The organism is Draconibacterium sediminis (genome assembly GCF_000949475.1).
Taxonomy (GTDB): Bacteria; Bacteroidota; Bacteroidia; order Bacteroidales; family Prolixibacteraceae; genus Draconibacterium; species Draconibacterium sediminis.
This window is the reverse complement of the sequence record NZ_JRHC01000001.1, coordinates 1,307,756-1,321,241: the sequence shown is the minus strand read 5'-3', so window position 1 is coordinate 1,321,241 and position 13,486 is coordinate 1,307,756. Positions and strand designations below refer to the sequence as shown.

8 protein-coding genes are annotated in these 13,486 nt (G+C 41.6%); 3 read left to right on the top strand and 5 right to left on the bottom strand.

Annotated elements, in window-relative coordinates; translation table 11 throughout:
* Position 1 precedes the first annotated feature (1 nt).
* The 5 genes from LH29_RS05435 to LH29_RS05415 form a co-directional block, all read right to left on the bottom strand.
* Complete coding sequence (locus LH29_RS05435; RefSeq protein ID WP_045026510.1) at positions 2–772, bottom strand: outer membrane beta-barrel protein; 771 nt, start codon at positions 770–772, stop codon at positions 2–4.
* Between the two features lie 62 nt (positions 773–834).
* Entirely contained in the window at positions 835–1,560 is a 726-nt protein-coding gene (locus LH29_RS05430; RefSeq protein WP_045026507.1) for a hypothetical protein, read from the bottom strand.
* Complete coding sequence (locus tag LH29_RS05425) at positions 1,557–3,206, bottom strand: hypothetical protein (protein WP_157493576.1); 1,650 nt, start codon at positions 3,204–3,206, stop codon at positions 1,557–1,559. Before LH29_RS05425 ends, LH29_RS05430 begins: the two co-directional genes overlap by 4 nt.
* Positions 3,207–3,217: 11 nt before the next feature.
* Positions 3,218–4,279, bottom strand: a complete 1,062-nt coding sequence (locus tag LH29_RS05420; RefSeq protein WP_045026501.1) for a DUF4249 domain-containing protein — start codon at positions 4,277–4,279, stop codon at positions 3,218–3,220.
* Positions 4,279–6,996 carry a TonB-dependent receptor gene (locus LH29_RS05415; protein ID WP_157493575.1) on the bottom strand — a complete coding sequence of 906 codons (2,718 nt, stop codon included), beginning with the start codon at positions 6,994–6,996 and terminating at the stop codon, positions 4,279–4,281. The genes LH29_RS05420 and LH29_RS05415 overlap by 1 nt, the downstream gene beginning before the upstream one ends.
* A 223-nt stretch (positions 6,997–7,219) precedes the next feature.
* Here LH29_RS05415 and LH29_RS05410 point away from each other — a divergent pair, with 223 nt between their 5' ends.
* The 3 genes from LH29_RS05410 to LH29_RS05395 all read left to right on the top strand — a co-directional run bounded on the left by LH29_RS05410 (position 7,220) and on the right by LH29_RS05395 (position 13,418).
* Entirely contained in the window at positions 7,220–9,766 is a 2,547-nt protein-coding gene (locus LH29_RS05410; protein WP_045026498.1) for a M14 family zinc carboxypeptidase, read from the top strand.
* Positions 9,767–10,005: 239 nt separating this feature from the next.
* Positions 10,006–10,377, top strand: a complete 372-nt coding sequence (locus tag LH29_RS05405) for a hypothetical protein (RefSeq protein ID WP_045026495.1) — start codon at positions 10,006–10,008, stop codon at positions 10,375–10,377.
* 278 nt (positions 10,378–10,655) lie between these two features.
* Positions 10,656–13,418: a phosphoenolpyruvate carboxylase gene (locus tag LH29_RS05395; protein ID WP_045026490.1), complete on the top strand. Its 2,763-nt coding sequence runs from the start codon at positions 10,656–10,658 to the stop codon at positions 13,416–13,418.
* The last annotated feature ends 68 nt before the right edge of the window (positions 13,419–13,486 follow it).

The window sequence follows — 13,486 nt, the reverse complement described above, 5'->3', positions numbered from 1 at the left end:
TTTAGTTGAAAATAATACCGATTTTAACGGTTACGCGGTTGTAGTCGATGTCGAGCGAATAGTCGTTTTCTCCATCATAATTCAGGCGGTGAAACTGGTAGCCCACGGCAAAGTTTATCCCTAAACCATTGGAAAGCATTTGCTGATATCCAAGTCCGGGATTAATAAGCACTCCACCCTTGCAGTCGAAACCGTTTTGCCCCATATCTTGCGGCCAGGGCGCAAAACTGCTCCAGATGGGGTACACATCGTAATAAATTTCGTTGGAGTCTTCGATAGGAACCTGGTAACCGGCTTTTAAAAACACATAGGGGCTCGATAATTGGTTCTTAAAACGGTATTCGAAATTGGCGAAAACGGGCATATACGACTCTTTCAGAAATTCAACCCCAAAGCCAAGACCTACCGATAAATTCTGATCTACCAGGTAGTTTGCCGATCCGGTAAGGGAAAATGGCGCCGACTGGCTGTTATCCGAATTTCCGGCTAAAACACCCATTTCGGTTCTGAAAAACCATTTTACATCCGTTACCGTTTCTTCATCGAACATTGTTTTTACGTCACGCTTTGAGGCGATGTGATCCACTTCACCGGCATCGAAAATCCATACATTTCCTGCCGATTCAATTTGCAATTGTTTTCCGTCGTTTATATACGTGTATTTTCCTTTTATTATGGAACCGTTTTTCAGGTAGACATGACCTTTTTCGGATTGCGCAAAAACGGAAAGCGACAATGCCGAGATGCACAGCAGCACAATTAGTTTCTTCATAATGTTTTTTGTTTTTATGAAGATGTTATGCGTTGTGATTTGGTTGCGTTAAACAGAAATTTTTATTCTGTAAGATTGTTTTCGGCTAACAGCCGAAGGGCGTTAACCATTGTGAATTCGTTGTTTACGTGCAATTTATTTTGACGCAGGAGCTTTCTTATTTGCCTCTGATTTTCAGGAAACCGGGAGAGTAAAGCGGCTCTATTAAGTCGTATTTTAGTTAAACCATCCTGTTCGGTGTATAAATAATAGTCTTTGCGCAGGTGGTATTCAACAGCGCGTGTTATGCCGTTTTTATCCTTATACGGACTAACCGATTGTTCGTAAATATACCAGTTAACCATCAAACTAACAGTTCCCTTATACAGCTCTTCCAAATACATATTGGTCTGCTGGTTGTTGTTTTTTGTAAGGCGAACAAATTTGCGACTTTGGCTTCCATCCTGAAACGTAAAACTTTCTACCAACTCTTTCTCTATCTGGTATAAAAACCGTCCGTTCTTATTATAGGTAATCAGCTCATCGGTAAATGCCTGGTAACGTATTCGCAGGTTGTCGAATACATTACCGTTTGTAAATTTTAGCGAGCCCGGCACCCAATCATCGGGATACAAAAAATAGGTATTAACCTCAGCATCAAGCGTAATAACCTCGCCGAGCATTTTACCCTGAAGATTATTGGATTCACTATTCAGTTCGTAGGTATCGATTCCCATCTCCTGAGCCTGTACAACAAAAGCCAACAGCACTCCCAAAATCACTCCTGTATATTTTATTAAGCTGCTCATTGTACCGATATTATTTTTGACGTTCTGTAGAGTTTACCCGATTTTGTTATCGCCTCAACTTTTATTTCCAAATCTCCTTTTACATCAGATAGCTGAAAACTAAATGGCCATTTTTCATTGGAGTCAACCACTTCGTTTAAAAACTGCCAACGGGTGTCGGGTTGTGTTCTGCCCTCAGCGATCGGGTTGTAGTTCGCCTGTTTCGGAAATTCGATACACGGCACTTTTAGCTGAAAAACATTTGGTTGTTGCGCCAGCCAGCTATTCGATTTATCATTTAACGACACCATTAGCACGCCCTTAAAACGAAGGTCGCCAAAAATACGTTCACTTTTTACCAAATCGATGGAGGCAATGTCAGTAGATTGTAAATCCTGAAAGAATGAATTTTTAAACACCGGAATTCCGTTGATAAGGCGTAGCGGCTCTGTGTCGAAAAACCGATCCTGTCCGTAGTCTAACATTCTGAAAGTAACCTCATCGTTTCTGTCGCGGTACTGAAACCCTATAAGTAATTCGCGCGATATTTCCTTAAAATTGGGCAAATCAATAAAGAGTTCGGGAACTATATGATTATCGGGCTGACCGTAAAATGGCATTCCGTAAGGATTTGGCATCTCGAAATCATCCTTACTTCTGATTGAAACACCTCTGAAAAGTTTATTAAAGAATGTACCTTTTATGCTGTTCTCAATAATTTCAGCCTGCTTTGGATTTACAAAAGTGGAGTCGAATTTTAGTTGTTCTACGGCTGACATAAAATTCGGGGTCAGCTTAATATCAAACTGTTTATCGCCAACAGCAAGTGGCTGAAGAATTAGATTGGCATTACCTCTTGCATCAGGCAGGAAGAAATGAAACAGCCCTGTTGAATCGGGATAATAATAATCAAAATATGTTTCGTTTCCGGTTACTGTTAACAACACCAGACTGTTGGCTGCATCACCTGTTTCCCGGTTGCTAAGACTACCACTTATCAATACGCCGTCTTCTTCAGGGAATGGTGGAATACCCGTATTCCGGTCTTTCATTCCAAAGCGCATAAACCCGGAATTTTTATGAGAAAAAGGTTCGATTATCCGCGCACTTGCCACCATGTATACAAACTCGTTATCTCCGGTATTAATACTCCCCTTTACCTCATCACGCCGGCGGTAATTTTTATCCTCAAGATCTATATCGATCTGGTTATCGGCACTTTCCGGTGTAACAACGGCTGCTTTATCTTCCACAACCGGTAACCGTTCAATGGCTTCCTCAAAACGATTATAAACGTATACCGACCTGCCTGTACATTTCAGAACGCCATTGCTACGTTGCGCATTAAAAAATGCATGCACAAAATACAATCCGGTCTGCAGGGAATCGGGTACAGCAATAAAACCTTCGGCTTGTGTATTGTTGCATTTTACGGCACGCGAAGCAATTAAATTTCCGGTTTGCGATTCCAGCTGCAAATGAACAATATTACCATATCGTTGCAACTCTTTTGGTACATATGCTTTTAACCATAGCGTATCTCCCGAAATACAAAAATCGCGATCGGTAAAAACTACAAGTTCCCTGTTGGCGGTGGTTTGCGCCATGGATTTTAACCCGGCACATACCATTACAACAAGAAATAATATTTTGAATGCTCTGCTCATTGGTTCTTTATTTAGGGATGCTCCCACCATTCGGGCATAATACTCACTTGTTCGCCTGATGAAGGGATGTGGTAACGCTCCTCAATCTCATGTAATGCAAATCCTGATGTTTCAGAAATATATCGCAAAAAATACCTTGTTTCGCTATTCACTGATATTTCAAAATTTCCGAGTATCTTCTGATCACTGTTGGTTGTACATCTCAAATTACTTCGTGCCTGCACATACAAGGGATCAAATATTTTTCCACCGGCTTCAAGCTGCTTGTTCAAATCATCGTAATAGTTGTAAGCACTTTTAGTTATTCCGTGTTGATACAGGATCACAATCCAACCCGAGAAAATATGATCATCTTTGTATTTTACTCTATTTTTTAAAAAGTATAAGGGGTGCTTTTTAATTTCTTTAGAAGCCGAATATTCAGGTGGTGCGGCAATATTAAATGTCTTCTGCGGATAAGAGGATTTCCATCCATACACGGTTTCAGGCATCGTACTGCCAAAAGGCCCGGGAACATCAATTACATAATTATATTGCAAAACAAAGCGGGTTGTAAACCGGCAATAAGGATTTTCGTTATTGGGAGTTATATCAGCATACAAACGAACTCCTTCCAACCGATCCACGTTATCAACATCGTTATCACCGCTTTCCTGTCTTATTTCAACTTCCTCAAATCCATAAACACTGTCAATCGATGGTTTCTGGGGCACAACCTCAAAGGCCGATTCATATTCTTCTCCCCGGTATTCAATTTTCAATTTATATTGTAAATTCGGGTTAAGAAGGCTATTTAACCTGTATCGGCCTCCGGAATAATGCGGCAGCTTCAGTTCACTACCGTTATTATCAATAAGCCGAACGATAGCATCGGTAACAGCAGGGCCGGTGCTTGCATTGTCGTAGTAAGCTACCGATTCGTATAAATCAATGTAATTAACCGATTGGTCGGCAGCTATTCGTGCATCGGCTACCAGAACATTGTCAACCACATCAATTTCAGGCCGGTAAACATCCTCACAGCCTGCCAGCAGAATGAATAGTATAAAACTATATGTTACAATGCGCTTCATTAAAACTTAAAATTATACGTTAGCGAAGGTACCGGAATACCGATTACCGACAGTTTAAACAGCGAGTAACGCGTGTAATTATTGCTTTCGCCCGGCACCGATTTTTTGTAATACACCGAATACGGATTATTGCGGCCGTAAACATTGTATACCGACAAGGTCCAGCTGCCTTTCCACATCCGTTTTTTTCGCAGGTTTTGATCGAAAGTGATCGACAAATCCAATCGATGATACGATGGCATGCGGTATTTATTTCTATCGGAATAATAAACCAGGTCTTCGCCGGCAAATCTGTATTTAATTTCGGGCAAAGTGGTTGGCCTTCCTGAAACCATAACAAAGTTACCGGAGAAACGCCACCTGCGACTAATATTATAGGTTGCCGTAAGCGAAAAATCGTGTGGCTTATCGTAAATCGACGGATAATAATCGCCGTTCCACAAATTTTCTTCACCAAAATCGCTGGTATTTTTCCGCATTGTTCGTGAATACACGTAGCTGGCATAACCGGTTAAGCGGCCGGTATTTTTGCGTGCACTCAGCTCAATTCCATATGAATAACCTTTTGTAGGCACAAGTGCCGTTTCAACATGGTCGTTCATAATCAGCTGAGCACCATTTTTATACTCAATCAGATTTTGCAGGTATTTGTAGTACACTTCGGCGGAAAGGTCAACACGTGATAACAAGGAGTTATTTTCAACACCAACTGCCACCTGATCGGAAATAAGTGGTTTTAAATGGTAATCGGCTGCCTTCCATGTTTCGGCCGGCGAGATTACCGCATTATTACTAAGCTGAAAAATATTTTGTCGTGTGCGCTGATAACTGAACTTCAGCGAGGTATTCATATCAAGATCGTAGTTCATTGCCAGCCTTGGCTCAATTCCTCCGTAAGTTGCAGAAGCCTCGTTTTTGCCAAACTGCAGCGAGTCGACCACCGTTCCGGGTTCTTTAGGCTGACCCTCATCGTACAAATAAACAACCGGAGTGCCAATATTACTAAAATGATTATAACGCAAACCGGCCACTATCGAGAAGTTTGGCAAAACCTGAAATTCGTCGCTTACATACACCGACCAGTCCAGTGTTTTCTCCATTGCTAATTTACGACCAACAATTACCGTTGTATCCTGTTTCGGAATAATTTCTCCGGGACTGATTTCGTTGTAAACAACTTTAAAACCGGCTTCGGAATTATGGCGCTCGTTGGGGTGCCATTTAAAGTTATAGGCAACAGAACTGTACTGCAACTGATTATCGAGATAATAAGCTTCAAAAGGTTTATTGTCGGCCAGGTCGGAAAGTCGGTAATCGTAACGGCTGTAAGCCGCATCCAGCTCACCGTAAAATTTTTCACCAAAACGGTTGTTCAATTTTAAGTTGCCCAGCAGGTTTCCGTATTCGGTTATCGATTGCGAACTGGTACTAAACTCATCGAAACTGGTATAAGCCATTACACTTAATTTGTTGTGTTGATTGAACTTATAAGTAAGTTTCCCCGACACATCATAAAAATGGGTAACTCCCTCATTCAGGTCGAGATTAGGAATTTCCTGTAACAACCAGTCAGTATACGAACTACGGCCGCCAACAGCAATGGTAAACTTTTTATTTTTTGTTAGTGGCCCGTCAAGCGCGAGGCGCGAGTTTATAATTCCAATTCCACCATAAAAGCGTATGGTTTCGTCATTCCCTTCTTTAAAATCGACCTCCATTACCGATGCCACCCGCTCGCCGTAACGCGCCGGCATGCCGCCTTTAAACAGTCGTACATTCTCCACAACATCGGGATTAATAAGCGACATAAAGCCAAAAAGGTGCGACGAATTAAATACAGGGCTGCCATTTACCAGAATAAGGTTTTGGTCGGTGTTTCCACCACGCACGTTAAACCCCGACGACAGTTCGCTTACCGTTTGTACCCCTGCCAAAATAGTGAGCCCTTTTAACACATCAACCTCGCCCATTAATGCAGGTAATTGCTGAATCTCTTTCCCGGTCATTTGCACCATACTCATTTGCGCGCGTGGCACATCACCATCCGATCCCAGTACGGTTACCTCATCAATGTTATGCGATTCTTCAAACAAGCGAAAATCTGCTGTGCCATCTTCTATCAGGCGAATATCTATTGCAGAGCCCTCGAAACCAATGTAGGTGATCGTTAATTTAAAATCTCCGGTAGGCAAGTCCAGTTCAAAACTTCCGTTTGCATCAGATGTTGTGCCTTTTTGCAGCTTATTGCAATAAACCACGGCACCAACCAGTGGAGTACCGTCTTTTCCATCGAGGATACGCCCTTTTAACTTTGCTGTTTTGTACCGTCCTAAATTCATTGGATCGCCAACCACCAACGTTTGAGAGTAATCATCAAACTTCGACCGGGTATCAGCCGACCTTCTGAAAACAACAATTCCATCATTCTGAAAGAAATCATAGCTCAGTTCAGAATCATAAAATACATTATTTAGCGCCTGCAATAAAGGCGTATTTTCAAACTGATTGGAAATGGTAGTTTTATCAACCCACGATTTTTTGTAGTAAACCCGTAAGCTATAATTGGTTTCCAGGTCATTCAAAAATTGCTCAAGTGGTTGATTTTGGTACGAACCAGTTATTTTTATCTCTTCAATTTGCTGGCCATACAAAAAAGTATTATTCCCCAACAAAAGAGCTAAAAACAGGAGCACATAACTAATTAAAGACTTTTTCAATTTTTTTGAACCTTGGTTTAGAATTTATTTGACTTTGATTTACTCTGTAGGTTTAAGCCTCTAAGAATTTTATACAATTTGTTTAATAAGTTTAATAAACAAAAACAATCATCCATTGCAACAAGGCTTTTTTTAGCATCTTTATTTGAAATGTCTGATATTTTTTCAATCTTCGAAACCAATAAACCAATTACCCTTCTTCTTATTTAACAATAGTATAAAAATGAAGCGATCTGTTACAACAATTTTTATTTTATTTCTTATTATTTTTTCACAAGCGCAGGAAAAACTGTCCTACTTTTTACCTGACGACGTTACTTATAATAGTGAAATACCCACACCTGAAAAGTTTTTCGGTCAAAAAATGGGAGAATGGCACCTCACCCACGACCAGGTTTTGTACTATGCAAAAACAATTGCCCAAAGTTCCAACCGGGCAATTCTATATGAATATGCCCGATCGTATGAAAACAGACCGCTGGTTCACCTGGTTTTTACTTCGCCCGAAAACCAGCAGAATCTGGACGAATTAAAAGAGCTACATTATAATTTCTCTGAGCCGGGAAAAGATATTGCCAAAAGCGATGTGCCGCTGGTGGTTAGTTTAACTTATGGTGTTCATGGAAATGAATCGAGTGCCACAAATGCCTCGGTGCTAACCGCCTACTACCTGGCTGCCGCCGAAGGGGCAAAAATTGATAAACTCCTGGAAAAGAACATCATTATTGTTGATCCGTGTTTAAATCCCGATGGATTTACACGTCACAGCATGTGGGCCAACATGCACCAAAGTGCAACACCCAACGGCGATAATAATTCCCGCCAGTTTCAGGAAGTGTGGCCGGCCGGACGAACCAATCATTACTGGTTCGACCTGAACCGTGATTATTTGTTGTTGGTACATCCCGAGAGTAGAGGTCGCGTGCAGAAATTTCACGAATGGAAACCGAACATTGTTACCGACCACCACGAAATGGGAGCCAACTCCACTTTCTTCTTTCAGCCGGGTGTACCAAGCCGAAACAATCCGCTTACTCCCGAAAAGAACTACGAGCTTACCCATAAAATAGGCGATTACCACGCAAAGTTTTTGGATAAAATCGGTTCAACATATTTTACTGAAGAACAATTTGACGACTATTATTTCGGCAAAGGATCATCATATCCAGATGTGAACGGAAGCATTGGTATTCTTTTCGAGCAAGCTGGATTTAGAGGCCGATACAGAAATACATCGAATGGACAAAAGGCTCTGGCATTTGGTATACGCAACCAGTTTGCAACCAGCCTGTCGACGTTGGAAGCCGCTATGAATTTACACGACGAATTGCTTGATATGCAAAAAGAATTTTACAGCTCGGCACTCGACCTTGGGGCGAAAAGCAAAACCAAAGCCTACATTTTTGGCGGTAGCACCGACCGCGTTAAAACGCAACATTTTGTTGATTTGCTAAACCGCCATCAAATTGAAGTTTACGAGAACGAAAGTAAGCTGGAAGCCGATGGACAAACTTTTGAAAGCAGCACTTCTTATGTTGTTCCGCTTAATCAAAAGCAATACCGCCTGATCCATTCAATTTTTGAAGAAGTGCATGAGTTTACCGACACTACTTTTTACGATGTATCCACCTGGACTTTCCCGCACGCCTACGATTTGCACGCTGCAAAACTAGGCAGTCTTAACGGCGTTTCACTGTCCGACGAGCCGGTTGAAGCTCAAAAAATTGCAGGGAAACTTCTTGAAGCAGATAATCCAGTTGGTTACCTGTTCCGCTGGGACGAATATTCAACAGCCGAAGCACTTTATAAAATTCAGAATGCCGGGTTGCGTACCTATGCAGCCACAAAAGAATTCACGATTGCGGGCAATGACGAGGAAGAAGCATTTTCGTACGGGAGTATTTTTATTCCGGTTCAGGACCAAATTATGTCGGGCAGCCAGGCAAAGGCGTTTCTGGAAAATGTTGCACAAAATACCGGAGTTGATATCTACGCCGTATCGAGCGGATTAACACCCACAGGCATTGATTTGGGAAGCAACAGCTTTGAGCCGCTTACCAAACCTAAAATTTTAACTTTTGCCGGTGGCAGTGCCAGCAGCCGCGATATTGGCGAGATCTGGCATCTTTTTGATCAACGTTATCATATTCCTTTAACACTTGCCGAAAGCAGTTCGCTAAGCAAAATAAAACTTAGTAGCTACACCACGATTATCCTGAGTGGAAATTTCACGGAATGGGGAACAACAGAGATAAACAAGTTAAAAAGCTGGGTTAGCGAAGGCGGAACTTTAATCGCCTATAAAGACGCAACCACCTGGGCTGCCAAAAACCAAATCGGCAACACCACTTTTCAAAAGCCCGTTTCGCCCGATTCAACACGTTATTTAAGCTATGCAGAACGCAGTAAAGAAGAAAGTCTGAATTACATTAGCGGCGCTATTTTCGAAACCGACATCGACGTAACACACCCATTATGTTTTGGCTATTCCGATAAACAACTGGCTATTTTTAAATCGAGCACAACAGTTGCCAATTCACTAGAAAAGAAATATGTCGAGCCGGTTAAATTCAGCCAATCGCCTTACCTCAGCGGATGGGTTTCGGATGACAATATAAACCGGCTAAAAAATGCGCCTGTTGTTACTGTTCAAAATATTGGCAGAGGTAAGCTGATAAGCTACCATGATAATATGACTTTCAGAGGAACATGGCTGGGCACCAATAAGCTATTTTCGAATTCAGTATTTTTCGGAGACATAATCCGCTAATTGCCTAGATCCTGTTCAAAAAACCTTAAATCGGTTAATTACAAAGCACTACAGGATTACCTTTTGGCAATTTGCAGAATATATAGTAGAAGGACGTTTTAACATACTTATATAGGCAAATTAATCAGGCACCACCAAAAGTGGAGTTATGATGAGTTAATAGTGTTACGACTGGCTATAGTCGATATCAATATCAATTGGTTCAATACGCTTATTGATACATTTTAATTTAAAAAGATATGAAAGCACTTGCAAAAATCATTCACCAAACCCCCGCATCATACCTCCCCACTGCTTTCCCGGCGCATTATTACGGAATGCCCAACGGAAGGATTTACATCGTTTTCTCGCGTTTTTACGATTTGGCAATCGGACAATCAGGTATTGAGTTTGTGTTTGCCGAGCATGATGACTACACGTACAACTACGAAACCGGTGAAATTATTCCAATGCAAAATGTTCCGCGGAAACTTAAAGTTTTTTCAGAAGAGGTTGATCACCCTGATCTGAAGATTCATATTTTCACCACAAAAAGAAACCTGCAATCTTATGGTCAGGCACAGGCCTTTTTAAACGAAGAAGCCATGCGAATGTGCGCCGTTCCTGCTTAAAAATATTGCAGAAAACACTGAACCTGTCTGCTTTCCCAAATTTCCATAAGTGTTAGCAGCGCCTTTTTACTAGTGTCATTTGCCCGGCATAAGCCAAAGTTCCCGGCACCACAGCTTTTCAATAAAACCAGAAATCGACTAACCTCAAAACACTTAATTTCAACAACCTGCCACCCCAAACAAACAGATTTTGCCAACCACTCCCCGGCAAAAAATATTATGACGAAAAACTTTTTTCTTTTAAATTGTTATGGTTTATAAATAAAAACAATAGCAAGATGTCGAATCTGCAGATTTTGATCAAAGAACTTGGAAAACCATATTCCGATCTCAAATTTCTCTTAACCTGTTTCCGCGAAGTACTAATCGAAAATGGCGAAAACGAAGTAGCAGCTGTAATGCCGTGGATTGGTGACGAAAACTCACAAAATGCCGGGCATTTTTCGCAAAAACATTTTAATATGTATTCGGTTTGTTTTCAGTTGTTAAACCTTGCCGAAACAAACGGAGCTGTGCAACAACGCCGAAAAACCGAAGAAGTTAACTCACTACTGGCAACAAACGGACTGTGGGCCAACAGCATAAATCTTTTAAAAGAAAAAGGAATTGCCGAAGAAAAAATACTTGAATCGTTTGATAACATTTCGATTCAGCCGGTTTTAACCGCACACCCCACCGAAGCCAAACGTCCGGTAATTCTGAAAAAATACCGCGAACTGTACCTGCTTTTGGTAAAACGCGAAAACTCGATGTACAATTCGTACGAACTGCAGGAAAACCGCGAGGAAATGAAACGTGTTATTTCCTCCATCTGGCACATCGACGAGTTTTACATGGAAAAACCAACCGTTGAAAACGAGCTGGATAATGCGATTCACTACTTTGTAAATGTCTTCCCCGAAGTGGTTCCGCTGTTAAACCGGCGACTTGTTCAGGCCTGGGAATTTTCCGGATTCGACTCTACTCAACTCATTCAGAACAACCATTTTCCGCGATTAAAATTTGGAACATGGATTGGCGGCGACCGCGACGGACATCCGCTGGTTACTGCCGAGGTAACCCAAAAAGCCTTACATAAACTTCGGTTAAACGCATTTATCACGGTTAAGAATGAACTGAACAGATTGTCCGACGACCTGAGTTTTTATTTCGAGATATCGGATTTGCCTGAGTTTATGATTAACCGGTTTAAAGAACTGGTGGCCGAAACGGGTAATAAAACGAAAAAGATTATTTCGGCATCGAAAAACGAAGCATTTAAACTTATTGTACAGCTTTTTATTAATAAGCTGCCGCTTAATATCGGAAACTCGCAGTTGTTTGAGCTGGATGAAAAAAAAGGCACTTACGATAATTCAAAACAATTGCTTGAAGACCTGGAATTGCTAAAACGCGCCTTGCTGGAAGCAAATTATAACGACATTGCCCACCAATCGGTTAACCGCTCGATATATTTTATCCAGTCATTTGGTTTTCATCTTGCCGAACTCGACATCAGACAGAACAGTCGCTATTACCACCTGGCCTTACAACAGCTGGTAGAAAAATCAGATCCGTTTAACGCCAAAGATACTGAATGGACCGGGGAGGCTAAAAAAGCATTTCTGGAAAAGGAATTACGCTCGGCGCGTCCGTTTACGCACGACTACAGCCAGCTCGATACCGAATCGAAAAACACCATCGAATGTTTTCAGTTGCTTAACAACCACATTTCAAAATATGCGCACTATTCCATCGGCTCGCTAATTATTAGCATGACCCAAAGTGCCAGCGATTTGCTAACGGTTTACATTCTGGCACGCGAAGCCGGCCTTACACTTTTCCGCGACACCATGATTGTAAAACTGCATGTTGTTCCGCTTTTCGAAACCATTCAGGATTTGATTGACAGTCCGGCCATACTAGATGAATATTTTAGTTATCCTGAAGTTCAGAACAGCCTGGAGTACCAGCGCAAGGCACAAAACCTGCCGGTAAAAACACAGGAAATTATGATCGGTTACAGCGACAGCAATAAAGACGGAGGAATACTGGCCAGTGCTTGGTTTTTATACAAAGCGCAAAAAGAAATTACGGAAGTGGGTAAAAAATATGGTATCGACATTAAATTTTTCCACGGAAAAGGAGGTTCGATAAGCCGCGGTGCCGGGCCAATTCACTGGTTTTTGCGTTCGTTACCACACGGAACACTTTCGGGCAATTTTAAAATTACCGAACAGGGTGAAAGCATTGAAAAGAAATTTGCCAATAAAATAAATGCCGTTTACAACCTCGAGTTAATGATGTCGGGGAATGCATTGAACACGCTGCTGCACAAAATGCCAGAAGAAGATGGCGACGATATTGCTGAGATAATGGAATTTATGGGGCAGGAAAGTTTCAACACCTACACCGAATTGCTTCAAAATCAGCATTTCCTTGATTTTTACCAGGAGGCCACCCCCATCGATGTAATTGAGCAAAGTAAAATTGGTTCGCGCCCGGCACGACGAACCGGCAAAAGAAGTTTCTCCGATCTCAGGGCCATTCCGTGGGTATTTAGCTGGGGACAATCACGTTACCACATTACCAGCTGGTACGGGGTTGGATCAACACTTGAAAAAATGAAAAAAGAATACCCCGACAAATATCTCAAACTAAAAAAGCTGATTCCGAAAAACCAGTTTATTCGCTATGTTTTAACCAATGTTGATACCAGTTTGGCCAGTACCGACAAAGACATTATGCAGCTTTACGGCGGCCTGGTAAAAGATGAAGAAACACGTTCTGAGGTTTTAAACCTCTTGCTGCAGGAGTTTGAAAAAACACAGCAAATTATGAATGAGCTGTTGGGACGCCCGATGCAGGAGCGGCGAAAAAGTCATTATTATTCCACGCAGTTACGTGCCGAAGCGCTTAATACGCTTCACAATTACCAGGTACATTACATTAATAAGTGGCGCGGGCAACAAGATGCCAATGCCGACGAAAACAAAGAAATGCTTAACCAGTTGTTGTTATCGGTAAATGCCATTGCAAATGCCATGGGAACTACCGGCTAATTTCCATACCCAAAAAATATGCTGTAATTAAAACCGCAAAACGTTACCTATCTCAGGAATAAATCAAA